At 67.1% G+C, this 23,046-nt stretch carries 19 protein-coding genes, 1 tRNA gene and 12 pseudogenes; 19 read left to right on the top strand and 13 right to left on the bottom strand.

Annotated features, from left to right (window positions below; all coding sequences use genetic code 11):
* Positions 1 to 9: 9 nt before the first annotated feature.
* Together STRVI_RS01045 and STRVI_RS01040 are read right to left on the bottom strand one after the other, a co-directional pair.
* On the bottom strand, positions 10 to 858 hold the full coding sequence (locus STRVI_RS01045) for an inositol monophosphatase family protein (RefSeq protein WP_014053762.1): 849 nt from the start codon (positions 856 to 858) through the stop codon (positions 10 to 12).
* A gap of 273 nt (positions 859 to 1,131) precedes the next feature.
* Positions 1,132 to 2,016: pseudogene (locus tag STRVI_RS01040) on the bottom strand (IS701 family transposase); the annotation flags it as partial.
* 56 nt (positions 2,017 to 2,072) lie between these two features.
* Here STRVI_RS01040 and STRVI_RS47280 point away from each other — a divergent pair.
* Positions 2,073 to 2,717, top strand: a pseudogene (locus STRVI_RS47280) (ISAzo13 family transposase); the annotation flags it as partial.
* Here STRVI_RS47280 and STRVI_RS56310 read toward each other — a convergent pair.
* A pseudogene (locus STRVI_RS56310) lies at positions 2,680 to 2,871 on the bottom strand (IS701 family transposase); the annotation flags it as partial. The pseudogenes STRVI_RS47280 and STRVI_RS56310 sit on opposite strands and share 38 nt — an antisense overlap.
* 58 nt (positions 2,872 to 2,929) lie before the next feature.
* Entirely contained in the window at positions 2,930 to 3,697 is a 768-nt protein-coding gene (locus STRVI_RS01035; protein WP_043235201.1) for an IclR family transcriptional regulator domain-containing protein, read from the bottom strand.
* Positions 3,698 to 3,744: 47 nt separating this feature from the next.
* On the opposite strand from STRVI_RS01035, the gene STRVI_RS01030 reads away from it, so the two are divergent.
* The 4 genes from STRVI_RS01030 to STRVI_RS01015 all read left to right on the top strand — a co-directional run bounded on the left by STRVI_RS01030 (position 3,745) and on the right by STRVI_RS01015 (position 8,276).
* On the top strand, positions 3,745 to 5,379 hold the full coding sequence (locus tag STRVI_RS01030; RefSeq protein WP_014053759.1) for an FAD-dependent monooxygenase: 1,635 nt from the start codon (positions 3,745 to 3,747) through the stop codon (positions 5,377 to 5,379).
* Positions 5,361 to 6,296 carry a VOC family protein gene (locus tag STRVI_RS01025; RefSeq protein ID WP_014053758.1) on the top strand — a complete coding sequence of 312 codons (936 nt, stop codon included), beginning with the start codon at positions 5,361 to 5,363 and terminating at the stop codon, positions 6,294 to 6,296. The genes STRVI_RS01030 and STRVI_RS01025 overlap by 19 nt, the downstream gene beginning before the upstream one ends.
* Positions 6,297 to 6,355: 59 nt before the next feature.
* Positions 6,356 to 7,282, top strand: coding sequence for an alpha/beta hydrolase (locus STRVI_RS01020; RefSeq protein WP_014053757.1), 927 nt, complete (start codon positions 6,356 to 6,358; stop codon positions 7,280 to 7,282).
* A 280-nt stretch (positions 7,283 to 7,562) separates the two neighbouring features.
* Entirely contained in the window at positions 7,563 to 8,276 is a 714-nt protein-coding gene (locus STRVI_RS01015; RefSeq protein ID WP_353477026.1) for a fumarylacetoacetate hydrolase family protein, read from the top strand.
* Between the two features lie 267 nt (positions 8,277 to 8,543).
* On the opposite strand, the gene STRVI_RS01010 is transcribed toward STRVI_RS01015, so the two are convergent.
* A complete protein-coding gene (locus tag STRVI_RS01010) occupies positions 8,544 to 8,948 on the bottom strand; it encodes a DUF4913 domain-containing protein (RefSeq protein WP_050993871.1) in 405 nt (134 codons plus the stop codon).
* A 298-nt stretch (positions 8,949 to 9,246) separates the two neighbouring features.
* On the opposite strand from STRVI_RS01010, the gene STRVI_RS53960 reads away from it, so the two are divergent.
* On the top strand, positions 9,247 to 9,408 hold the full coding sequence (locus STRVI_RS53960) for a hypothetical protein (RefSeq protein ID WP_251982535.1): 162 nt from the start codon (positions 9,247 to 9,249) through the stop codon (positions 9,406 to 9,408).
* 545 nt (positions 9,409 to 9,953) lie between these two features.
* On the opposite strand, the pseudogene STRVI_RS53955 reads toward STRVI_RS53960, so the two are convergent.
* A pseudogene (locus STRVI_RS53955) lies at positions 9,954 to 10,226 on the bottom strand (IS701 family transposase); the annotation flags it as partial.
* A gap of 108 nt (positions 10,227 to 10,334) precedes the next feature.
* On the opposite strand from STRVI_RS53955, the gene STRVI_RS51955 reads away from it, so the two are divergent.
* Both STRVI_RS51955 and STRVI_RS56305 read left to right on the top strand, forming a co-directional pair.
* The gene (locus STRVI_RS51955; RefSeq protein ID WP_150112876.1) at positions 10,335 to 10,541 is read left to right on the top strand and encodes a hypothetical protein; all 207 of its coding nucleotides are present in this window, start codon (positions 10,335 to 10,337) and stop codon (positions 10,539 to 10,541) included.
* A pseudogene (locus STRVI_RS56305) lies at positions 10,538 to 10,834 on the top strand (recombinase family protein); the annotation flags it as partial. The gene STRVI_RS51955 and the pseudogene STRVI_RS56305, both read left to right, overlap by 4 nt.
* Before the next feature lie 66 nt (positions 10,835 to 10,900).
* Here the strand turns inward: STRVI_RS56305 and STRVI_RS56300 are convergent.
* Positions 10,901 to 11,631: pseudogene (locus tag STRVI_RS56300) on the bottom strand (ISAzo13-like element transposase-related protein); the annotation flags it as partial.
* 82 nt (positions 11,632 to 11,713) lie between these two features.
* Here STRVI_RS56300 and STRVI_RS00995 point away from each other — a divergent pair.
* Positions 11,714 to 13,060, top strand: coding sequence for an IS4 family transposase (locus tag STRVI_RS00995; RefSeq protein WP_050993602.1), 1,347 nt, complete (start codon positions 11,714 to 11,716; stop codon positions 13,058 to 13,060).
* Between the two features lie 17 nt (positions 13,061 to 13,077).
* Here the strand turns inward: STRVI_RS00995 and STRVI_RS00990 are convergent.
* The 5 genes and pseudogenes from STRVI_RS00990 to dcd form a co-directional block, all read right to left on the bottom strand.
* Positions 13,078 to 14,037: pseudogene (locus STRVI_RS00990) on the bottom strand (ISAzo13 family transposase); the annotation flags it as partial.
* Between the two features lie 52 nt (positions 14,038 to 14,089).
* A pseudogene (locus tag STRVI_RS00985) lies at positions 14,090 to 14,458 on the bottom strand (transposase); the annotation flags it as partial.
* Positions 14,459 to 14,616: 158 nt separating this feature from the next.
* Positions 14,617 to 14,931 (bottom strand): hypothetical protein, encoded by a 315-nt coding sequence (locus STRVI_RS00980; RefSeq protein WP_014053748.1) that lies wholly within the window; start codon positions 14,929 to 14,931, stop codon positions 14,617 to 14,619.
* A gap of 184 nt (positions 14,932 to 15,115) precedes the next feature.
* On the bottom strand, positions 15,116 to 15,634 hold the full coding sequence (locus STRVI_RS00975; protein ID WP_014053747.1) for a phosphoribosyltransferase: 519 nt from the start codon (positions 15,632 to 15,634) through the stop codon (positions 15,116 to 15,118).
* Positions 15,631 to 16,206: a dCTP deaminase gene (gene dcd, locus STRVI_RS00970; RefSeq protein WP_043235196.1), complete on the bottom strand. Its 576-nt coding sequence runs from the start codon at positions 16,204 to 16,206 to the stop codon at positions 15,631 to 15,633. The genes STRVI_RS00975 and dcd overlap by 4 nt, the downstream gene beginning before the upstream one ends.
* A 606-nt stretch (positions 16,207 to 16,812) precedes the next feature.
* Here dcd and STRVI_RS00965 point away from each other — a divergent pair.
* The 10 genes and pseudogenes from STRVI_RS00965 to STRVI_RS53945 form a co-directional block, all read left to right on the top strand.
* Positions 16,813 to 16,886: transfer RNA gene (locus STRVI_RS00965), tRNA-Gly, on the top strand.
* Between the two features lie 231 nt (positions 16,887 to 17,117).
* Positions 17,118 to 17,471 carry a hypothetical protein gene (locus STRVI_RS00960; protein WP_014053744.1) on the top strand — a complete coding sequence of 118 codons (354 nt, stop codon included), beginning with the start codon at positions 17,118 to 17,120 and terminating at the stop codon, positions 17,469 to 17,471.
* Positions 17,472 to 17,556: 85 nt separating this feature from the next.
* On the top strand, positions 17,557 to 17,730 hold the full coding sequence (locus STRVI_RS00955) for a hypothetical protein (protein ID WP_353477025.1): 174 nt from the start codon (positions 17,557 to 17,559) through the stop codon (positions 17,728 to 17,730).
* A gap of 274 nt (positions 17,731 to 18,004) precedes the next feature.
* Positions 18,005 to 18,118, top strand: a pseudogene (locus tag STRVI_RS53400) (IS5/IS1182 family transposase); the annotation flags it as partial.
* Positions 18,119 to 18,420: 302 nt separating this feature from the next.
* Entirely contained in the window at positions 18,421 to 19,803 is a 1,383-nt protein-coding gene (locus STRVI_RS00950) for a multicopper oxidase family protein (protein WP_251982534.1), read from the top strand.
* Positions 19,804 to 19,876: 73 nt separating this feature from the next.
* Positions 19,877 to 20,422, top strand: a pseudogene (locus STRVI_RS00945) (IS701 family transposase); the annotation flags it as partial.
* Positions 20,423 to 20,620: 198 nt separating this feature from the next.
* Positions 20,621 to 20,887, top strand: a pseudogene (locus STRVI_RS47265) (leucine zipper domain-containing protein); the annotation flags it as partial.
* 317 nt (positions 20,888 to 21,204) lie between these two features.
* Complete coding sequence (locus STRVI_RS51950; RefSeq protein ID WP_014053742.1) at positions 21,205 to 21,759, top strand: hypothetical protein; 555 nt, start codon at positions 21,205 to 21,207, stop codon at positions 21,757 to 21,759.
* Entirely contained in the window at positions 21,756 to 22,328 is a 573-nt protein-coding gene (locus tag STRVI_RS00930) for a DUF6529 family protein (RefSeq protein ID WP_014053741.1), read from the top strand. Before STRVI_RS51950 ends, STRVI_RS00930 begins: the two co-directional genes overlap by 4 nt.
* A gap of 3 nt (positions 22,329 to 22,331) precedes the next feature.
* Positions 22,332 to 22,576: pseudogene (locus STRVI_RS53945) on the top strand (IS701 family transposase); the annotation flags it as partial.
* On the opposite strand, the gene STRVI_RS47255 reads toward STRVI_RS53945, so the two are convergent.
* Positions 22,461 to 22,778: a response regulator gene (locus tag STRVI_RS47255; protein WP_251982845.1), complete on the bottom strand. Its 318-nt coding sequence runs from the start codon at positions 22,776 to 22,778 to the stop codon at positions 22,461 to 22,463. The pseudogene STRVI_RS53945 and the gene STRVI_RS47255 overlap by 116 nt on opposite strands.
* Between the last annotated feature and the right edge of the window lie 268 nt (positions 22,779 to 23,046).

The raw sequence follows: 23,046 nt of genomic DNA, 5'->3' as shown, positions 1-23,046 counted from the left end.
GAGCAGGCCCTAATCCTCATCAGCGAGGGCCTGCCAGTCGCGACTGCGCGGCAGATCCTTCACCAGCTGCAGAAACTGCTCATGCAACTGCCCGTTCGTGACCAGCACCGACATGTCACCCTGCAGCACGGACGCCCCGCCCAGGTCGGTCACCCGACCGCCTGCCTCCGCGACGATGACCGGCATCGGAGCCACGTCCTCGTAACCCATCGGCGGACCGGCAATCACCCCGGCATCGGCCCATCCCGTCACCAGGGCCGCGATCATGCCCGTCGAAGGCATGAGGAAGACCCGACGGTGGAGAGCGGAAAGGAGTTCCTCCGGCCAGCCCGCCGGGTTGTGCATAAGCGTCCTCGCCCCGCCCAGGGCGGTCCGCTCCGAGACGTGAGCACGGCGGCCCGACCGAAGATCCGGGTCCGGACCCGGCAGCACCCAGCAGCCCAGACCGCGACCCGCCACCACCATCTGCTGCCTCAGCGGCATGTTGATCACGCCGATGGCCGGACCGTACTCGTCCTCGTAGGCGAGATCGTTCGTGAACAGGGGCACCCGGTGGGTGAAGTAGGTGGTGCCGTTGATGGGGTCGATAATCCATCGCCGTCCCGATGACCCGCTGGTCACGCCTCCCTCCTCACCGAAGATTCCGTCATCCGGCGTCCGTCGACTCAGCTCGGCCCGGAGGAACTCCTCAACGTTCACGTCAATCTCGATGACCTCAGTGCCGTCCTCCTTACGACGGCTGTGCCAGCCACCGCCAAAGAACCCTTCCGTAGACATCTGCCCAGCACGACCGGCCAGGCGCACAGCGAAGTCCAGAAGCTCCCGGTCGATGGGAGGCGCATCCGACGCATAGTCCATCCGACGAGCCTTTCACGATCTCCATGACCGCGTAGAGCCAGATCAACTTCTTACGCCGCAGAGCCAACATTGATCACGACTCCGGACAGGCCCTAGTACTCCAGCAGGATTTCGCTGTCTGACCTGCGAGGTTCGCTGGGCGGCTGGAGTGTAGCGGGCCGTGGCCTGGTCAGGGGCGGTCTTATGGAGGCCGCCCCTCGATCGTGCGACAACGTCGCAGGTAATGACAGCGGCGGGCCACTGCTTGGTGTCGTCGGCGCCAGTTCGACCAGTTCACCGCGTGGTGTCGGCCTCGGTGTCCGCGCAGGTGCGGGGGTCGGGGACGACAAGCTGCCAGGAGTCGCCGAACCTCCGCCACTGTGAGCTCGACTGTCCCAGCCGTCTCACCGGTTCCGCCCCCTTTTCCCGGGCCTGGTGGGCTGTGACGGCCAGGAAGGCGTGCGCGAGCATGGCGAGGGTGATGTGCCGGTACCAGCCCACGTAGCGGCGGACTTCGTACTGGTCCAGGCCGCACTCGTTCTTCGCAGCCTGGAAGCACTCCTCGATCGCCCAGCGCATCCCGGCGACCCGCACCAGCTCCGTCACAGTGGTCGCCAAGGGGGCGTAAGCAAGGTAGTAGGCGATCTCGTCGGGCTTGCTGATGCTGCGGCGGGCCAGCGCCCACCGCATCCGGTGGGGGACTTCGCCCTGGTAGTCGAACTCGGCGACGGCCGGCAGCCGCACCGCCGCCCAGTGGTAGACACGCGGTCCCTTCGCCCCGTCGCCGCAGGACATCTTCTCCCACGCCTCGGCGGGAGCCTGCGCGAACAGGTCCTCGATGCGAGGACAGCCCACGGTGAACTGGGACTTGGGCACGGCCAGCACATAGCCGACGCCCGATTGTTCCAGCAGCCGACGGAAACGGCTCTCGTGTCCGTAGGCGGAATCCGCTGTGACCCAGGCGATGGGCAGTGGGGAGGCGAGGGCCCGCAGCACCATGCGCCGGGCCAGTTCGCCCTTGGTGGCGAAGACCCGGTCGTCGGGGACTCTGGCCGCGCGGCAGCGCGTCCGGTCCTCGGCCCAGGTCTTGGGCAGATACAGCTCCCGGTCGGCCAGGGCGCGTCCGGATGTGGTGGCGTAGGCGGCGAAGACGCCGATCTGGCAGTTCTCTGTGCGGCCAGGGGCCCGTATTTCAATAAGTGTTCGGTAGAGGGGTGTTGGTGGGAGCCTGAGATATGACCTCGTGTCTGTCAGGCCGCGTTGCCGCTCGTGCTCTGCGGGCCAAGTTCGATCAGATCCTGCCGCACCTTGATGAGCGTCGCCGTCGGTTGTACCTGGCCAGTGAGGCGACGGCCCTCGGCCGCGGCGGGATCGTCCGGGTCGCCGCCGCCTCCGGCACCAGCACTGCCACCATCGCGCGAGGCATGGCCGAGTTGGCCGGTTGCCCCTCACCGACCCTGCGGGTCCGGGCTCCAGGTGCGGGCCGCAAGCGGCTGACAGACACCGACCCTGGTCTGCTGCCCGCGCTGGAGTCGCTGATCGAGCCGCATACCCGAGGCGACCCCGTCTCCCCGCTGCGGTGGACCACGTTGTCGTTACGGGCCCTGGCCTCGACCCTCACCACACAGGGCCACCCGGTCAGCGCTTCAACCGTCGGACACCTGCTGCATACCCTGGGCTACAGCCTGCAGGGAACCGCGAAGACGACAGAGGGCATCAGCCATCCGGACCGCGATGCCCAGTTCACCCACCTGAATGCCACCGCTGCCGAGTTCCTCAACGATGCCCAGCCGGTGATCAGCGTCGACACCAAGGCCAAGGAATGGCTCGGCAACCGGGACCGTCCCGGTCGCACCTGGCGTCCCAGCGGGCGTAGCGCAGCAGGCGCTGCATCGGTCCGGGCCGGGCGCGACCGGTCTGTTCGGCCAGCCGCCAGCAGTTCTTGCGTTCGGCACCCGAGAGCAGTCCAAGCAGGTAGGCGCGGGCGGTTGTCCGGGGTTCCACCCGCCCAAACCGCCCCGCGATCCGGGCCATGACCTGGTCGAACATCTCCCGCCAGCGGGCAGGGTCTACGCTATGGCCTGCGGCCAGATCAGAGCCCGATCGTCCGAGAGACCGCCAGGCTCGCCGTTCGCAGCGCAATTCGAACGGCGGCCTGGGTTCCGCCCTCATCAGGCGCGACTATTGACAGCGCGCCCAACAAGTCACCGCGATGGTTCAAGATCGGGGCGGCGACCGTCGACATCGTAGTGGGCCCGGTACGTAGCGGATTGGGCCCCGTCATGGCACAGACGCCTTCCATACGAACGGTGGCCATCAGTCGACGGAGGTGACTCGCGTCGGGCACACCGGACAGTGCCTCGTCCCGCACCTGATCGGGGGCGTGGGTCAGCAGGGCGATACCGATGCCGGTCTCGGTGAGGGGGAGGCGGCCGCCGACCCGGTACTTGACCGCTGCCGCGTCCCGGGCCGATAGGCGTTCGACGAGTACGGCCTCGTGGCCGTCGCGTACGGCGAGGAGGATGTGCTGGCGGGTGACCTGGTGCAAGTCCTCCATGAACGGGAGCGCAGCGGCGCGCAGTCCGTGACCGCGGGGAGCCAACGACGCGATTTCGAGCAGCTGCAGGCCAACGATGAATTCGCCGTCATCGAGGCGTTCGAGGGCACCCACACCCATCAGCTGGTTCGCGATCCGCGACGTGGTGCTCTTGGGGAGACCCGCTCGAGCCGCGAGCCTGTGGAGCGGCAGGCTTTCCCCGGTTTCTGTGAAGGCACCCAGGATCCGGAACGCCCGCTCCAGGATCGGCTCACCGTGCAACGGCCGTCCTGAGTGACGATTAGGCACTGGCGTTCCACTCATCGAAATCGCCGGGGCGTCTCGCTGGTCACAGCTCGAATAGTAGTGCCATGACTCACCCGCACGACGTGCAGAGGCCGGTGTTGATCGCTGGCGCAGGCCCGGCTGGGCTGGCCGCCGCCAGCGAGCTTGCCCATCACGGCATCCGATCCATCGTGGTCGAGCCGCGCCGCGAGATCTCCTACATCAGGCCCCGCGCGAAGACCACGAGCGCGAGGACGATGGAGCTGTTCCGCCGCTGGGGGGTCGCGGATGCGGTACGCCGCGCGGCACCGCTTTCACGTGAGTGGTGCCGACGTGTCGTGTTCTGCGACGATCTCTCCTGCGAGGCGATCACCGAGTTCCAGGACGTCTTCGGCCTCAGCGCCGCGGAGCACGGACTGGCTGCCGAGTCGGGGCAGCAGGTGGTGCAGCCGGTCGTCGAGGACGTCCTGCGCGAGCACCTGGCACGCACCGGCCTCGCCGAGCTCCGTCTCGGCGAGCGCCTGCGCGGCTTCACGGAGCAGCCGGGCGGCGTGAGCTGCGAGATCATCCGCGCCGACGGATCGACCTACCGGCTGGTCTCGGAGTACCTGCTCGGCTGCGACGGCAGCCGAAGCACGGTGCGGGACGGCATCGGTGCCACGCTGCACGGCAGCTCCGCCCCACGCGCCAACCTCAACGCGGTCATCCGGGCACCCGGTCTGCGTCCCGCGGCGGGTGCGGCCCTCCACTACTGGGTGGTCGGGACGGACGTGCCCGGTGTCGTCGGCCCGCTGGACCACGACGGAACGTGGTGGGTCAGCCTCGGGGAGGTCGGTGAGTCGGTCGGAACCGAAAGAGCCTTGGAGCTGATCGCGCGGCTTGCAGGCCGATCCGTCGCGGAACTCGGGATCGAAGTGCTTTCGACCGACCCGTGGACACCGCGGATGCTGCTGGCCGACCGGTTCGCCACTGAGCGAGTCTTCTTGGTCGGTGAGAGCGCTCACGTCAATCCGCCCATGGGCGGGCACGGGTTCAACACCTGTGTCGGGGATGCTGTCAACATCGGGTGGAAGATCGCCGCGGTGCTTCAGGGGTGGGCCGGTGCCGGGTTGCTGGCGTCCTACGAGGTCGAGCGTCGGGGCGTCGCCGAGCTCACCCTCGCCTCAGCCGTCCGCAATCTGCGGGCTTCTGGACCGGAACGGGCAATCACCGCCGAAAGGATCCAGGAAACCAAGGCGGAGGAGTTCTATTCGCTGGGGCTGGTGCTGGGCTACTCCTACGCGGGCTCGCCGGTGATCACCGGTGCCGGCGAGGACGACTCTCCCCAGCTCGGCGTGGAGAGCTATGTCCCTACGACGGTGCCGGGGGCACGCCTTCCGCATGCGTGGGTCTCCCTGGGGCATGCCCTGTACGACGATCTCGGCCTCGGAATGACTCTGCTGCAACCGCCGGACTCCGATGCGGAGGTGGTCGCCGCCTTCGCCGATCGAGCCGCTGTTCTGGGCATCCCGTTGTCCCTGCTTGAGTTCCCCACGGGGACGCACTGGACTCAGGACTACCTCCTCGTGCGGCCCGACCAGCACATCGCCTGGCGCGGCCGCCACCTCGAAGATGCTGACCTGAGCCGCCTCTGTGGCACTTCGCGGTGCAGCGACGGGTCACCCACAGCTAGCAGCGAGAAAACGCAGGAAGGAGTACACCTGTGCCCATGCACCGACTGACCGCAATCACGCTCGGCGTACCCGACGTTACGGCCACAGCCGCGTACTACACCGACTTCGGCCTGACACCGCTCCCCGGCAGCGGCAAGGACATGTCCCTCTTCAGCACCGTCGACGGCGGCGAGCAGCTCACGCTCAGGCAGGCGGCGCGCCGGCAACTGCTTGACCTCGGCATCGGTGTCGACGACCCGGACGACCTCGACCGTGTCGCCGGCAGCCTGCGCAGGCTGGGGGTCGAGGTCGAGCGGTCCGCGGCTTCGGTGGAGGCCAACGATCCCGGCACCGGCGTGCGGGTTCACGTCGAGATCGCCTCGCGCATCGCCTCCGAGCCGAGCCCCTCTCCGGTGTACAACCGCCCGGGGGAGATGACGCGGCTGGGTTCGCGGGCGGATGCCGTCCTGAGGGACAGGCCGGTGCGCCCCCGGAAGCTGGGCCACGTCGTGCTGGGCTCCACGGACCAGGAGACCTCGCAGCGCTTCTTCACCGAGGGCATTGGACTCAAGATCAGCGACATCGTGCCCGGGATCGCCGCGTTCCTCCGGTGCTCCACTGACCACCACAACGTGCTGGTCCAGAGCGCTCCGGTCGGCTTCCTGCACCACACCTCCTGGCAGGTCGACGACGTCGACGAGGTGGGGCGCGGCGCCACAGCCATGCTCGAGGCCGACCCGGAACGGCACGTGTGGGGACTGGGCAGGCACGCTATCGGCTCCAACTTCTTCTGGTACCTCAAGGACCCGGCCGGGAACTTCTCCGAGTACTACTCCGACATCGACTGCATCGTCGACGACGCCCTGTGGACGCCGGGTGTGTGGGAGGGCACGCGCTCCCTGTATCAGTGGGGACCGCCCCCGCCGCCATCGTTTCTCGCCCCCGACGACCTCGCCGCACTGATGACCGGAGCCCACTCCTCGTGACCACTACCCGTTGTCCAACGACTCGGGCATCGCAGACCAAAGAGAAGGAGACGATAACGGTGGCTGATCCCGCACAGCGCGACGTCTACGTCCCGCACGCCTATCCCGAGAAGCAGGCCGATCTCGGCGAGATCACCATGAACTACGCCGAGGCCGGCGAGCCGGACATGCCCGCCGTGCTGCTGATCCCCGAGCAGACTGGCTCATGGTGGGGGTACGAGGAAGCGATGGGCCTGCTTGCCGAGAACTTCCATGTCTACGCCGTCGACCTGCGGGGCCAGGGGCGCAGCAGCTGGGCCCCGAAGCGGTACAGCCTCGACAACTTCGGCAACGACCTGGTCCGGTTCATCGCCCTGGTGGTGAAACGCCCCGTCATCGTCGCGGGCAACTCCTCTGGTGGCGTCCTCGCGGCCTGGCTGTCGGCCTACTCCATGCCCGGGCAGGTGCGGGGGGCGCTGTGCGAGGACGCCCCGTTCTTCGCGTCCGAGCTCGTCACCACGTGCGGTCACTCGATCCGTCAGGCGGCGGGGCCCATGTTCGAGCTCTTCCGCACCTACCTCGGCGACCAGTGGAGCGTCGGCGACTGGACGGGCTACTGCCGCGCGGCCGACGCCTCGTCGTCGCCGATGGCGCGGTACTTCGTGGCGGACGAGATCCCGCAGCACATGCGGGAGTACGACCCGGAATGGGCACGGGCCTTCTGGGAGGGGACCGTCGCATTGCACTGTCCGCACGAGCAGTTGCTGACCCAAGTCAAAACGCCGGTACTTCTCACACACCACATGCGCGACATCGACCCGGACACCGGCCACCTGGTCGGAGCGCTCTCCGACGAGCAGGCCGCCCGGGCCAGGCTGTTGATGGAGTCCGCCGGGGTGAAGGTCGACTATGCGTCGGTGCCGGACGCGTTGCACATGATGCACCAGTTCGACCCGCCTCGGTACGTCGAGATCTTCACACAGTGGGCGGCCACGCTGGCGGCGTGATCGGTACCGCCGTCGGCTCGTGTTGTCCACTGCCGGCCTGTGCAGCCGACCACGACGCTCTCACGGGCGTGCCCCCATCCACCATTGTCAGCCAGAAAGACACGTACGCATGCGCATCGCTACACGTCATGGCCGTTCGGTTTTGATCTCGCCTGACGCTACGTCCCTCGTCGACGTCGCGGAAGCAAGCCAGGGGCGCTTCGGCCCCGGGCCAAGGAGCGTCTACGACGCGTGGGACGAGTTCGTCGACTGGGCAGAGCACGCATCAATCGATTTCGCCATGAAGGGCATCCCGTTGATCCTCGCGGAACTCGGCGCGCCCTCGCCAGACCCACGGCAGGTCTTCGCCATCGGGCTCAACTACCGCGACCATGCTGATGAGTCGGGATTCGACTACCCGACGTCACCGCCGACGTTCACGAAGTTCGCCAGCAGCTTCACCGGACCGGTCGGCGCACTGCCGCTGCCGACGGCGACGGTCGACTGGGAAGCCGAACTGGTGGTCGTGGTGAGCCGCCGGGCCGAGCGGGTGACCGCCGCCGAAGCATGGTCCTATGTAGCCGGTCTGACCGTAGGGCAGGACTATTCGGAGCGTGCCCTGCAACTCGCCGGCCCCGCACCTCAGTTCTCGCTGGGCAAGTCGTTCCCCGGGTTCGCGCCACAAGGACCCTGGCTGGTCACGCTCGATGAGGTCGCCGACCCCGACGACCTCCCGATCGAGTGCCGTATCAACGGCGAGACGATGCAGCGGAGCTCCACCAAGCAGCTGATCTTCTCGGTGCCCCAGCTGGTGGAGCATCTCTCGGCGGTCCTGCCCCTCATGCCGGGTGACATCGTCTTCACCGGCACCCCGGCCGGGATCGGCGGAGCGCGGAAGCCCGCCCGCTTCCTCCTGGAGGGCGACGTCGTCGAGACGAGTATCGGCGGCATCGGTGAACTCCGCCAGGTCTGCGTCGCCTTTGCCGAGACGGGAGAGCGACAGGTGACCGCATGATGCAGTCGGCCTCACCGCCTCACCGCCTCATCGCGCTGCTCGGCGGCTTCCTAAAACTGATCCTGGTGCGGTCCAATTCAGCGTCGGGGTTGCACCGTCGTGCAGCCCCGACGCTGCCTTCGACGTTGAGCGGATCCGGATCCACCTCGGCCGCGGGTTCGGGCCACACAGAAAGTCGCAAGGACTGGTGGCCGCAAGGGGGCCGGCGGTACGACGGGGGCCGACCGAGCCGGTCCCCTGGCTGAGCTTGATTTTTAAGCTCGCTGGTCACCCGACCTGCTGATCTTGGTGTGTTCCTTGTAGGGTCGGGGACGGAGGTTCGGGCGGCGGGCCGAACGGGTCGACGTCGTCGATGGGAGGAGCCTTTTTTGCACGGTGGGCGCCCACCTTGCAGCCGGCGAAGGGGCCGTCCGGGTCCCGCAATGAGCTCATCACGGGGAACAGGTAGTCGCGGTGCCAGTTGGCGGGCCCGCACACCCCGGAACCGGGACCGGTCAGCTCGCTCCAGGCGAGCCACAGGCCGTGAAGCTGGGCGACCGCTTCCTGGTGCTCCCACCAGCGGGAGCACCAGGGGGCCGTGGACGTGACCTCCCTGCCGTAGACCGGCAGCAGCACGTGGTGGGTCCACAAGGTCAATCCCCGTAGGGTCTGTGCGTACGCGGGCCCCTCCATATAAAGGATGAATCGCGGGGCGGCGGGCCGTGGAGGAGGTGTCTTGGAGGAGGGCTCCGCGGGCTTTCGGGCCTCTTGCTCGACGTCAGGATTGTCGGCCGTCATCGTGTTCCTTCCTGATGCGCGGTGAGGGTTGTCTCAGACGGTTGTCAACGAAGTGATGAGCGGGGGGCGGGATCTTGTCCGGGCATCACAACGCGCGCGCGAGGCATTGGGTTCACCGGAACCCGCAGATCCTGCCACGGCGTCCAGCCACGTGGTACGACGTGGCACGGGGAAGCTTCATGGCCCCCGCGTCATGCGCCGCTTCCTGGACGGGCTCGCAGGCCACTTCGACCACAAGGTGCGCCTCGTCGTGGACGGCCGCTCCGCCCACCGCTCCCGCGGGGTCCGCACCTGGCTGTGCTACGGCGGCCACGCGGAAGCGGGCGGCTTTCTAAGGGGGTCGTCACGGCCGTGACGAGTGAACCGGGCCGTGGGTATGTACGTAGTACAGCCGGAACAGGGATCCGCTGTTACCAGAGACCAGGAGAGTGGCGTGCCCGAGCCCAGCCAGTATGACCCGTATGACCAGTCACAGTATGACCCGTATGAGGGGGGCTTGCCTCCAGGGCGGCTGCAATCGCCGGGCCCGGAATTCGCCCCGGCGTTCCTGCGTGAGGAAACGCTGGGACGGGGCGGCGACGTACAGTACCCGCACAACCCGGCACCAGCAGCACAGCACGCCCCCCTCCGCCATACCGACGCGCACAGGCGTTTAACGAGTGGAACGCCACTTCGCCGCGCAACCGTACTGTCCCGACACTCAAAGTCATTGCCGGGCACCCCGCGCTGCAAGGACTAATACTCCAGTCGCAGTTCGCTATCGCTGCTGGTCAGAGCCCTGTTTTGGAGTGTACTCGGCTGATACCCCGTCAGGTGGCGGGAGTTCGTGACCTCGGGTGCGGCGGTGGTAGTGGCAGCGGCGGGCGGTGGCCTGGTGACGGCGGCGCCAGCGGGACCAGTTCAGTGCGTGGCCGGTGTGCCGCAGGTGCGTGGGCGTGGGGCGGCCAGTTGCCAGGAGTCGCCGGATTTCCGCCACGGTGAGCGGTGCGAGGGCGTCGGAACCGTTTCTGCCGCCCCCCTTTCGGTCCCCGCGGCGGCGGTCATCGCGGCGAGGAAAGCGTGGGCGAGCATGGCCAGGGTGATGTGGCGGTACCAGCCCGGATACCGGCGGACCTCGTATTGATCCAGGCCGCACTCGTTCTTCGCGGCTTGGAATGCCTCCTCAATCTGCCAAGCACACTGCACCTATGAATGGGTATCAAGTAGGTGATGTGCCGGTAATCGGGCGTGAGGGACTGCTCAGGCTCGTCGTGGTGATCGAGCGGCTGCGGGCTCGGCAGGGTGAAGAGGAGAGCGAGTCGTCGTGGACGACGCAGGGGGCGGCTGCCCCAGAGCCTGGCCCGTCAGGGCCTGGGCGAGGAGGTGTGGGCGGGGCTGCCGGAGGTGAACCGGCTGCTGGCGGTGCGGTGGCTGGCGGTGTTGGCGGGCCGGGCTCTGCCGGAGGCGGCAGCCGCGCCGTCGATGAGCGGTGAGGCGGGCCGGTCATGACGGCGCTGATGCCGTGGGAGCGGTCGGGGAGCAAGGTGACTGACTGGCAGCTGACCAGGCTCGCGGTCGTGTACGTGCGGCAGTCGAGCATGCAGCAGGTCTCGGATCACCAGGAGTCGACTCGGTTGCAGTACGCGCTGGTGGATCGGGCCGTCTCGCTGGGCTGGCCCGCCTCGCGGGTGGTGGTGATCGATGAGGACCTGGGCCGTTCCGGGGCGAGTGCGGTCGGACGCTCGGGGTTCCAGCGTCTGGTCACCGAGATCGGGCTGGACCATGTCGGCCTGGTGCTGGGCGTCGAGATGTCCCGCCTGGCACGATCGGGGAAGGACTGGTATCAGCTCATCGAGTTGTGCGCTCTGGGCCCGTATTTCAATAACTGTCAACGACGGGTTCCTCGGGGGTTATTCGGGCGTGTAGCTGTTCCAATGTGCGGGCGGGTGTCCCGGGTATCGGCGTGATGAGGATCCGGTGCAGGTCCAGGAGCCGTTTTGCGTCCTGGTACTGGATGGACAGGTTGGTGCGGTTGACGCCCAGTAGTTGGGCCAGGAACGTCATGGTCACCGCTCTGCGGCGGCGGAGGATGGCTGCCAGGAGCCGGTGGGTGTGGTCCACGCTGCTGGTCTGGGGGTGGCGGTAGCTGCGTGGGCGGTGGAAGCGTCGCTGGAATGCTGCCTCGGCCAAGGCGTCCCAGAAAAGGCTCCGAGACCGCCACCAGATGCTCGAAGGCGGTTCGTGACATGCCGGTCAGGGCCGGGTCGGTGAGCATCGCGGTCAGGGCCGGGTCGGTCCGGTGTGTCGTTGCCGGCGCGTCTGGCGCTCGCGGTGGAACGGGAGACAGTGTGTAGTTCCAGTCACCGTGGAAGGTGTTGGGTGTGATCGGAAGGGCGTGGAACTCGGCGGGTGTGACGCTGATGCCGAGGTCGTAGCTGCCTGTGTCCAGTTCGGCCCCGATGGTCAGGCCGGTCCTGGTGGTTGTGGCGGCGATGGTCTCGAGGACGACCTGGTAGCTGGTCAGCGGCCGCCCCCGCCAGTTCGCGGTGATGTGACAGAACATCCTGTGCTCTATCTTGTTCCACTTCGAAGTCCCCGGCCAATGCCGTTGCTTGAACTCGTCAAGCAGTTCCCAGTGACGTTGGAGGAGCGGGGTCGTTGGGCTCGGCATGCATCCTTGGGTGGGGTTGTCCGATCATGTGCGACTGGGTGTGGTGACCCGATGGGTGACCCCGGAACTGGTCGCCGGGGTGCTGGAGAAGTGCGGAGTCCGGGACAAGAAGCCCGGTGCACTGCCGGCCGGGTTCATGGTCTACTTCACGCTTGCCCTGGCGTTGTTCCAGCAGGATTCCCATGACGATGTGGCGGAGCAACTGGTGGGGGCTATTAGGGAGTTGAGCGGGAGAATCCCGAACAAGTCCTCGTTCACGCGGGCGCGCAAGCGTCTGGGACCGCTTGTCCTGGAGACCGTTTTCCGCGAGCTGGCCAGCCCGTTGGCCCCCATCGATCTGGAGGGCTCCTTCTATCGCGGGATGCGGCTGGCCGCGGTAGACGGGTTCGTGCTGGACGCACCGGATACGACGGCCAACCGGGCTGCGTTCGGCGGCCCGGCCAAGAACGGGCAGCCCGCGGGTTTCCCGCAGGTCCGGGTGGTGACACTGACCGAGTGCGGCACACATGCGCAGGTCGACGCGGCGGTGGGCGGATTCAGCGGAGGTGAGCGGGAACTGGCAATGGCTCTGGCTGGCTCGGCGAGCGGAATGCTGGTCATCATGGACCGGAACTTTCCCGGGGTCGCTTTGTGGAAGGCGTACCTCGGAGCCGGGGCGCACTTGCTGATCCGGGCCCGTTCGCCGGTGGCACATCGGCCGGTCGAGCATCTTCCCGACGGTACCTACTTGGCCAGGATGAACCTGGCCGGGCAGAAGGGCGCACACCACGCTGGGGTGCTGGTCCGGGTGATCGAGTACCGCGTCGACGGCGGCGAGGTGGTCAGGTTACTTACCGACCTGCTCGACCCGGTTGACTTTCCGGCGGCGGAGTTGGCTCGGCTCTACCATGCGAGGTGGGAGGCGGAGTCGGCGTTCCGGCAGATCAAGACCTTCCAGCGCGGGCCGGCCGAGGTTCTGCGCTCGGGAGACCCGGATCTGGTGCGGCAGGAGGTCTGGGCGCACCTGGTCGTACACCACTGCCTCACGCGGATCATCATGTCCCTGGCCGAGGACAACGGCATCGATCCGGACCGGGTCTCGTTCGTCAAAGTCCTCAAGCACACGCGGCGCAGTGTGGTCCGTCAGTGTGCGGACACACCCAAGAGGATCAAGAAGTTCCTGGCCATGCTGGCGGCGAAGGTGCACCGGAAACTCGACAACGGCGCCAGGCGCCTGCGCGAGGCGGACCGGCACCTCAAACGGCCGGACTCGAAGTACTCCTCCAAGCTGTCCTACCGGATCAACACCCGGGACCGGCAGCCGACACGGCGCGTTGCCCCCAAGGTCATCACCTTACAGCCGACGATAGTTCACTGACTTAAGCAACGGCATTGAGTCCCCGGCGGTAGGTGACAGACCGTGATCTCCAGGCCGCTCTCTCGTGCGAAGGTGGCAAGGTTGCTTTTCCAGGTCCAGCGGCGGGGGTCGTTGGAGCCACCGGAGTCTGCGGTGATCAGGAGCCGGGTGGCATTCGGGTGGTCCGCCCGTCCGCGGTGTTGCCACCAGCGTCGGATGGACTCCACCGCGAACTGGGCGGTGTCGTGGTCGGTGCCGACGTTGACCCATCCGCTGTTGTTGGCAATGTCGTAGATCCCGTAGGGGATCGCCATGGGCTGGTCGTTGGTGGTGAACGTGTGGCAGTCCACCTTGATCGCGCTCTTGCCCGGGCGCCAGGTGCGACCGGGACGGTCCCGGTTGCCGAGCCATTCCTTGGCCTTGGTGTCGACGCTGATCACCGGCTGGGCATCGTTGAGGAACTCGGCAGCGGTGGCATTCAGGTGGGTGAACTGGGCATCGCGGTCCGGATGGCTGATGCCCTCTGTCGTCTTCGCGGTTCCCTGCAGGCTGTAGCCCAGGGTATGCAGCAGGTGTCCGACGGTTGAAGCGCTGACCGGGTGGCCCTGTGTGGTGAGGGTCGAGGCCAGGGCCCGTAACGACAACGTGGTCCACCGCAGCGGGGAGACGGGGTCGCCTCGGGTATGCGGCTCGATCAGCGACTCCAGCGCGGGCAGCAGACCAGGGTCGGTGTCTGTCAGCCGCTTGCGGCCCGCACCTGGAGCCCGGACCCGCAGGGTCGGTGAGGGGCAAGAGGCCAACTCGGCCATGCCTCGCGCGATGGTGGCAGTGCTGGTGCCGGAGGCGGCGGCGACCCGGACGATCCCGCCGCGGCCGAGGGCCGTCGCCTCACTGGCCAGGTACAACCGACGGCGACGCTCATCAAGGTGCGGCAGGATCTGATCGAACTTGGCCCGCAGAGCACGAGCGGCAACGCGGCCTGACAGACACGAGGTCATATCTCAGGCTCCCACCAACACCCCTCTACCGAGCACTTATTGAAATACGGGCCCCAGCGGTGCCGGAGTACTGGCGCTGGACCCCGGCGGAGGTGGTTCCCTTCTTGAGGAATCCGGTGTCGTCGATGATCAGGACCCCGCCGTTCTCGCCGAGGTGGGTGGCGAGGTATTCCTGCAGGTCGTCGCGAATGTCGTCGGGTTCCCACTTCGCGCCGGCAAGCAGGTGCTGCAGACCGTTAGGGGTGGCGTGGCCCGCCTGCTCGGCCAGCTGCCAGCTGTTCTTCCGGGCCACCGGTGCGAGCAGCCCGCGCACGTAATCACGCATCCTGCGGCGAAGTTCCACTCGCCCGAAGCGATGTCCGATAGCGACGAAGAGGTCGTCCAGCTCACGGTCCCACTGCCCGGCAGCATGCTCGGTGATCACACGGGATGACTTCCCTCGCCGCTGTCATTACCTGCGACGTTGTCGCACGATCGAGGGGCGGCCTCCATAAGACCGTCCCTGACCAGGCCACGGCCCGCTACACTCCAGCCGCCCAGCGAACCTCGCAGGTCAGACAGCGAAATCCTGCTGGAGTACTAGCCCCTTCCGGATGTGAAATCCGTGATCTCAGGAGCCGCGGGAGCGTCCGGGTCGTCCACGTGCCGACAGGACAGAATGACCACGGCATCGTGCCCGACATGACGACGGAGCTTTTCGAGTATTTCCTGGCGCGTCGGCCCGTACCCCATCGGTTCGCCACCGAGCAGAGGAGTAACCGGCTCAACGTTCGAATCAAATTCGAACAGCTCCTGACGCCGCTGGATCGGGTCCGGGTATTCGCCCTTATCTGGGTCGCAGGCAACCCACTGAAAGGGGTCATGAACGTTGTACTTGATCCACCAGTGCTGCACTGCTCCAGCCCTCCACGATGACTACCTCAGCCAACCGTAATGGGCCGCACTGACGAGCAGATAGCAGGAGCGTCCCCGGGCGTGTGCCAGGCGTCGCCCCGCCGCTCGAAGATCACCCGAACAGACGACAAGACCGGTTCCCCCTACGCTCCGAGCAGGAGGAACCGGCAGGTCAGACGCACTTTTACAGAGCCTCGCGCGACGGAGTAATCGGTGTGCCAGACTTACGACATGGAGGCAAGACAGACCACGGGAAGTTGATCCACTGATCGGTGCGCTTCCAGATGTACTCGCACTTCACCAGCGACTGGGGCTTCTCGTAGATCACCGCGCTGCGCACCTCGGCGACCGAGCCGAGGCAGAAGTCACGGACCAGCTTCAGCGTCTTGCCGGTGTCCGCCACGTCATCGGCGATCAGCACCTTCTTGTCGGAGAAGTCGATCGCGTTGGGCATGGGCGCGAGCATCACGGGCATGTCGAGGGTGGTCCCCACGCCCGTGTAGAACTCCACGTTCACCAGGTGGATGTTCTTGCAGTCGAGCGCGTACGCCAGCCCACCGGCCACGAAGACCCCGCCACGGGCTATGGAGAGCACGATGTCGGGCTCGTACCCATCCTCGGCGATCTTCTCCGCCAGTTCGCGGACCGCGACCCCGAACCGCTCGTACGTAAGGTTCTCGCGCTGCTCACCCATACCGCTCATACCTTCGTCCGGTGGAACCGCTGGAACGACCGCGAGGGCGTCGGCCCGCGCTGCCCCTGATAGCGGGAGCCGTAATGAGCGGAGCCGTAAGGATGCTCGGCGGGCGAGGTCAGCCGGAACATGCACAGCTGCCCGATCTTCATCCCCGGCCACAGCTTGATCGGCAGCGTCGCGACATTCGACAGCTCGAGCGTGACATGCCCGGAGAACCCCGGGTCGATGAAGCCCGCCGTGGAGTGCGTCAGCAGCCCCAGCCGCCCCAGACTCGACTTCCCCTCGAGCCGCGAGGCGAGGTCATCGGGCAGCGATACGACCTCGTACGTCGAGGCGAGCACGAACTCCCCGGGATGCAGGATGAACGCGTCCTCGCCCTCGGGCTCCACGAGCCGCGTCAGATCGGGCTGCTCCACCGCCGGGTCGATATGGGGATAGCGGTGGTTCTCGAACACCCGGAAGAACCGGTCCAGCCGTACATCGATACTCGACGGCTGCACCATCGCCGGGTCGTACGGATCAATCCGCACCCGTCCGGCGTCGATCTCGGCCCGGATGTCCTTGTCTGAGAGAAGCACCCGACGAGGATACGCACATCGGACCCACCCCCACGGCACAGGCCCGGTCCCACCGGACCGGGCCCGCACCCTGCGGCTTCATCGGCTACCGCTTACCGCTTCTCGGCACCCACCGGCACAGCGTGCCGGAGCCGGGCGCAACGCGGACACCGCAGCAACCGGCCGGGACCAATGCGGTCGACGGTGAGGTGCTGCATCGGGAACGAGGCGGTGCTGAATACGTGTCCTTCAGCACAACGGACGACGGTGCGCTCCATTGAGTCCCTTCCCCAAGAACGTGGACGGCGTGGACGACAAAAGCCACATTAGGGGATCAACCACGCACCGCTCCACGCGGCACTCCGCACCCCCACCGTACGCCCAACTCCCGCACCCCAACAGCCGCTTCCACCCCCGCCCACACCCCGAAAATCCACCCCAAAACCACCCCGAAACCCACCGGAATCCCCACCACCTCACCCTGCACCCGCCCTGGGCTCACCCCCGCCCGACCCCACCTTGACCTCGATCCAGCCCGAACAGCACGAAGACCCCACGACGAATGCGCCGGGGGTCAGCCATGGGGTAAAGTAACCGACGATGCGGCGCCGGAAATCGGGCGCCCTCGCGGGTGTAGTTTAATGGTAGAACATGAGCTTCCCAAGCTCAGAGCGCGGGTTCGATTCCCGTCACCCGCTCCACCACAAAGCCCCAGGCCACCGTCCCGGGGCCTTTTCGTTGCCCGGGGCCGCTGGCGTCTCCGGCAACTCGCGACGGCGCACCAAGATCCAGCACAACGCGATCACACTTGGGCCAGAGCGATCGAGACGCGTCGGCTGTTGTGTGGCGGACCAGGCGCGGGCGTAGGCTCAGCCCAGCGTCCGCAACAACGGCACGATGATCACGCAGACCGCCGCCCAGGAGACGTTCCGATGACCGAGCAGCCCTCTGCCCCCGACGGGCCCCTGATCCCCATGCCGGCGCTTACTCCGGCAGCGCTCCGCGCAGCGGTTGCCCAGATCGCCCCCGCCCAGTTGCCTTCCTTCGTCGAGCACCTCGACCGCGCGGTTGAACAAGCCGCCGCTCAGAGCACTATTGCTCCGCTGCGTACCTTCCTGCTGTGGTGGGGAGAATTCGTTGCCATCGAGCGCTACCCCGCGCGCACGGCCCGCCTGCGTGAACTGGAAGCCGTAGCGGAAGAAGCAACTGACCGCGAGGCCCTGCGTTCCGCACTCGCCGAGATGCGACAGATGACAGACCTGGCACAGCGCGAGATCTCCACGTGAGCGATAACTGGACCTGGGACTACGACCGCGATGCCGAGCATGCGTAGGCGGCCTGCCGCACGAAGTCGTGGCCGAAGTAGAACGCTTGGCTGAGCAGCTGACGGTCCTGGGCCGCGACGCGGTCGACGTCGGTCGCGGAAACCCGCACGGCGGAGGTCTGCGGACACAGGACATTTTCGGAGGACGGGGCTTCTTCATGTTCATGGCCGTGGAGCGACTCGAACTGGTTGTGATCACCCGCGTCACATGGCTCGGCTGATCAGTCGCTACGGCGCAAGCCTGCATGCGATCGGCCTGCTTGGCACTGCAGAGTGAGCCACGCCGCCTGAGCAACCGCGTAGCGTCCGTCGCACCAGAAGCGCACCAGATACGGCGGTCAACATGGCACGGCTGGTACTGGGAGGGTCGCCCATCGTGGGTCTGCTTGCCTTCGTCGTTCGGAGAGATCTCGGGAAGAGTCTCTCCCACCATGAGTAAACGAATGGCAAAGCACAACCGACTCCAGCGAGTCCACGGGGGGCTTTGACTGACCCGGCTACCACCGCCTGTCACCTCGCTACGAGCGCCATCCCCGCAACTACCTGGCCTTCCTCGGCCTCGCTGCCGCCCTCTGCTGCTACAAACACCTCCTCAAACTGATCATGTAGGACACGGTCGTGTTAGCGCGTTGAGGGCGGCGTCAGCTCTCTGACGCCGCGGCTGCCGGGCGCGTGGCGGCCTCCCGCAGGGCCTCGGCCTCCGGAGGCATTCAGCGGACCCGGTCAGCGTGTCGGGGTGCGGTGGCCGAGGCGGCGGGGTGGGATGGGCACGGCGCACCACGGTCAACGGCTCGGTGCCGACCGAGGTGTTCTGGGCTTCGAGTTCCGGCTCCGGCGGCGCCGCGACACACATCCTCCCCCGCTCACCTCCGGAGACAGCGATGGGATCCCGACCGACCTGCCGTGCCGCCGTGACGCTTCTCGCCCTGGCCACGGCGCTGTCCAGCTGTTCCGCACCGTCCCCGAAACCGGCGGTACGGCGAGAGGTGGCACCGGGCGCCCGGCTGAAGGATCCGCCGGAGCTGGTGAGCCACAACGGGCTGCTGCGGGCACGGCTCGTCGTACAGCGGCGCAAGGTCGACGTGGCCGGCCGCAAGCGGTGGGCCCTCACCTACAACGACCGCTATATGCCCCCTACGCTGCGGATCCGCCCAGGTGACAAGGTGGAGCTGGACTTTGTCAACCGGGTGCGCCCCCACACCAACCTCCATGTGCACGGGCTGCATGTGTCACCCAAGGCCCCCGCCGACAACGTCCTGATCCATATCGGCGCGGGCAAGACGTACCACTACCGATACCGGTTCCCCCAGGCCCTCAAGCCCGGCACCTACTGGTACCACTCGCACGCCCATCCCATCTCGGCTCCCCAGGTCGCCGGGGGACTGGCGGGCATCATCGTGGTCGACGGGCTGCAACAGTACTTGCCGTCGGCCCTGCGCCACATCACCGAGCACACCATCGCGCTCAAGGACTTCCAGGTGCAGGGTGACGCGGTCAAAACCGAGGGACTGAAGATCGGCGCCCCCACCCACCGGACCGTCAACGGCCAGCTCAACCCCACCATCCACATCCGGCCCGGCGAGGTCCAGCTGTGGCGGCTGGCCAATATCAGCGCGAACATCTACTACAAGCTGCGCCTGCGGGGGTATCGGTTCAGGGTGATCGGACGGGACGGATTCCCCGTCGACCGCACCTTCACCAGGGACACCCTCCTTCTGGCGGCCGCCACCCGCTTCGACGTACTGGTCACCGGTGGCCGGCCCGGGCGCACCGTGCTGGAAACGCTTCCGTACAGCACCGGCCCGGCCGGCAATCAGTTCCCCCGGGCGAAGCTGGCCACCCTGGTCTCCTCGGGGAAACCGGTGGCGCGGGTGGCCATGCCCACCACCTTCGCTCCGCCGGAGGACCTGAGCCACCTCCCGCTCGCACGCCGGCGCACCGTGGTGTTCTCCGAGAACAAGGCGGGGACCAAGTTCTACATCAACGGCAAGCAGTTCGACCCGCACCGGGTGGACCTCAGATCGAAGCTGAACACCACCGAGGAGTGGACCGTCGTCAACACCAGCAACGAGGAGCACTCCTTCCACACCCACACCAACCACTTCCAGTTGATGAGCATCAACGGCGTGCCCCACCATGGCCACAGCCTCCAGGACATCGCCAACGTTCCGGCCAAGGGCAAGCTCGTCATCCGGATCCGCTTCACCAACTACACGGGGAAGACCGTTCTGCACTGCCACATCCTCAACCACGAAGACGAGGGCATGATGGCCATCCTGGACATCGTCAAGTGACCGATCCGGTGGGAGCCCCACGGTCACCCCAGGCATGATCTTCGCGGGGCTAGTAGGGCTTGGTCAACGAGAGGACGCACAGCCGTGCATCCCGGCCTACCCCGGCCGGGGCCGACGGCCGGTTCCTGCCTGCCCCGAGCCGGCACAGAGGGTGAAGAGCCTGGTCATCGTGGCCGGCAAAACTTCCGCGCGGCCGGTGCAATGGAGGGAGGGATCGCGGCCGGGCAGTGGCCGCAGCGGGCACAAGCGCATGTACTCGCGCTTCGTGGCCCTGCGGATCCGGCCCGCCGGACGTGAGATCCGCAAGGCCACGGCCGCCACCGGGCTGCCGGTCCGCTGGCTGCTGGCCGAATGGCCCGCCGACCAGGACGAGCCCGTGCAGTTCCGGCTCTCCAACCTGCCCGAGACCACCCCGTTACCCGTCCTCGTGCGCACCGCAAAGCTCCGCTGGCGCATCGAGACCGACTACCGCGAGATGAAAGAGGCCCTGGGCCTGGCCCACTTCGAAGGCCGAACCTGGCCAGGCTGGCACCACCACGTCACCCTCGTCTCGGACGCCCACGCCTTCGGCACCCTTCAGCGACTGCGCCGATCCCCAAAAGAGACGGCGTCGGCCTGAGCCTCTACCGAGTCGTTCGCGAGCTGCAGATACTCCTCGTGATCTTGACCGGCGCCTGCCCCACCTGTCACCGCGACATGCCAGACCTCGCACCAACATGACCAAGCCCTACTAGGTGTGCTGTCCCTGGACGTTGGTGACAGGCGACACGCCTTGAGCGGTCCTTGAACGGGGTGAGGGCCTCTGGTTTCGGTGTGGATTGCGAAGTCTGCACCGAGGCCCAGGAGGCCCTCGTCGTCCCACCGTAATGCCCCGCTGACTCCGACGGGCAGGCTGCGTCTGGCCCAGTGTGTCGTCGACGACGGCTGGCCTGTGCGGCGAGCCGCGGTACGCTTCCAGGTCAGCCACACCACCGCCGCACGCTGGGCACACCGCTACCGCGGGCACGGAGCCGCCGGAATGCAGGACCGCTCCAGCCGCCCGCACCACCAGCCCGCACGCACCCCGGCCGCCATTGAGGAACGGCCGGACGATAAGCGTGCTGAACAGGCGCTGGATCTCGTTGCAGGAAAGCGGGACCAGGTCGGCCGGTGCCGGGCGCCGGACGTATTCGTCGGCTCGGACGGCGGCGAGGAAGGCGTGGGCGAGCTCTACGACTCGACGTCACCCTGACGAGCCAAAGTCAGGTAAACGGGGACCTCATCAATGGAGCAGCGACTGCCCAGGCGGACCAGTTGGAGTGGACAGGACCCGATCAACCGGGGCCAACTGGGAGAAGAGGGCCGCTGGGGGCGCGTTTCCCGCGGCTGCCTGGATGTTTCGTCCGACACCTTGGAGCGCTCATGAAAGGAATGGCCGCGGCGATAGCGCCGGCGGTTTCCGCCATGGCGCTTGCTGCTGCCAGCGGCTGTCCCAGCCGGACGATCTCGTCCGCCTGCGCCAGGCCCACAGCTGGAACGCTGTCAGCGGGCATCCCCGTATACATCGGCTCGGCCGCACCCGGCAGCGCGGCCGCCGCCACTGGCACGGCCACGGTGCACTTCAGCAAGCTCGGCCCCATCCTGGATGACGCCAAGGGGCGGACACTCCACCTCCCCGAGGCCGCCAAGTCGACTACGCCGACGGGCGGCGGAGCATGCGCGTTTGCCTGGTCGCCGCCGCTCCCCTCCGGCGCGCCCAAGGCGGCCCCGTATGCCAGGAGCAACCTGATCAGCACCTGGAAACGCTCCAACGGCATCACTCAAGTGACCTACACCGGGCACCCGCTGCACTGCTCCGCGGGTGACACGACGGCCGGTGACACCAGCGGCGAGGAAACCAGCGCGTCCGGCGCCACAGTGGTACGTCCCAAACGCATCCAGCAGCAAGGTCCAACCCGATTGATCGGGGACCTATGACCGGGCACGCGGGCGCGCGGATGCGGCGTCCCGCACGAACGGTGGCGGGCTTCTTGGCTGCATTGCTGCCGGTCGCCGTCGCGGTGGGGATCTATGCGTTCGGCCGCACGCACACACCCGACTCCACCAGCGGCCTGTTCGGGCAGCACGGCGTCGGTGTCAAGGATCTCAAGGCGCGCCTGGGTAGCGCTCTGATGGGACTCGCGGTCGTCCAACTGCTGCTCGGGCTGTGGATGTACCGGCGCCTACCGGGAGCGGGGGCCGCGCCGCACCGGGTGCATCCCACCCACCGGCTCATCGGCCTCCTCGCCTTTCTGCTTTCGCTGCCCATCGCCTACCACTGCATCACCGCCTACGGAGTTGAGTTCACGAGCAGCCGAGTGGCGGTGCACTCCATCACGGGGTGCGTCCTGTACGGCGCGTTCGTCGCCAAGGTGCTGGTGGTACACAGCCGCCGACTGCCTGGTTGGGCGCTTCCGGCCGCCGGCGGCGCCCTGGTCACTGCCATCGCACTGTTGTGGTACACAGCCGCCTTGTGGCACTTCGTCGGCTCCGCCTCCGGCTTCTGACCATCCTGGTCCCGCTGGGTCACCCTCGCCATGCTCGCCCACGCTTCCTCGCCGTCGTCCGCGCCGCCGAACACATCCGACCGGCCTCCGACGACCTCATTCCGCTGACCCGCAACGAGATCCAGCACCTGTTCATCGCGCTCGTCGTCCAGCCCGTATCCATCCCGGCTCACCGCTTGAGCTGGTCCGAGTGGAGACGATGTCATCAAGCTCGATCCCGCAAGAGTCACTACGGCGACAAGCGGTGACTGGCGAGTCCAGCGAGTCGCGGGCGGTGAGGAAGAGCACCGGCGGATGGTTCTCGTCGGCGGCGACCAGGCACCGGCACACCGTGAAGCCGTCCAGATCGGGCAGCATCACATCGAGGATCACCAAGTCGGGCCGCTCCCGCCCGACCCGATCGAGCGCCTCTCCGCCGGTGGCCGCGGTGCCGACCCGGTAACCGGCCAGCTCGAGGGTGTCGAGAGCAGTTCGGCGATTCTCGATTCATCGTCGACGACCAGGATGTGCTGCCCGCTGCCACGGGCGGGCGCTGATTTCTCGCTGACACTCCCGTACACGCCATGGCACTACGTGAACCGACCGTTCCGGGGCACGGGGACCCTGACCGCGACCGATGAGATCCCAACGTTGCATCCGCGCAGGTCAAGGCATGTCCATCAGCTCCAGCATAAACAACCCGTGACCTGACGGACATCTTCCCTTCGAGCTTCTTCCA

The sequence above is a fragment of the Streptomyces violaceusniger Tu 4113 genome (assembly GCF_000147815.2).
GTDB lineage: Bacteria > Actinomycetota > Actinomycetes > Streptomycetales > Streptomycetaceae > Streptomyces > Streptomyces violaceusniger_A.
The sequence above is the reverse complement of the archived record's forward strand: the minus strand, read 5'-3'. Positions and strand labels throughout refer to the sequence as shown.

Bases quoted from the DNA above. Each gene is read 5' to 3' on its own strand.
- STRVI_RS01010 (WP_050993871.1), bottom strand. From the start codon at position 8,948: ATGGAGGGGCCCGCGTACGCACAGACCCTACGGGGATTGACCTTGTGG.
- STRVI_RS00960 (WP_014053744.1), top strand. From the start codon at position 17,118: ATGACCGAGCAGCCCTCTGCCCCCGACGGGCCCCTGATCCCCATGCCG.
- STRVI_RS01045 (WP_014053762.1), bottom strand. From the start codon at position 858: ATGGACTATGCGTCGGATGCGCCTCCCATCGACCGGGAGCTTCTGGAC.
- STRVI_RS01015 (WP_353477026.1), top strand. From the start codon at position 7,563: ATGAAGGGCATCCCGTTGATCCTCGCGGAACTCGGCGCGCCCTCGCCA.
- STRVI_RS51950 (WP_014053742.1), top strand. From the start codon at position 21,205: ATGAAAGGAATGGCCGCGGCGATAGCGCCGGCGGTTTCCGCCATGGCG.
- STRVI_RS00930 (WP_014053741.1), top strand. From the start codon at position 21,756: ATGACCGGGCACGCGGGCGCGCGGATGCGGCGTCCCGCACGAACGGTG.
- STRVI_RS00975 (WP_014053747.1), bottom strand. From the start codon at position 15,634: ATGAGCGGTATGGGTGAGCAGCGCGAGAACCTTACGTACGAGCGGTTC.
- STRVI_RS01035 (WP_043235201.1), bottom strand. From the start codon at position 3,697: ATGAGTGGAACGCCAGTGCCTAATCGTCACTCAGGACGGCCGTTGCAC.
- STRVI_RS53960 (WP_251982535.1), top strand. From the start codon at position 9,247: ATGCGCCGCTTCCTGGACGGGCTCGCAGGCCACTTCGACCACAAGGTG.
- STRVI_RS01030 (WP_014053759.1), top strand. From the start codon at position 3,745: ATGACTCACCCGCACGACGTGCAGAGGCCGGTGTTGATCGCTGGCGCA.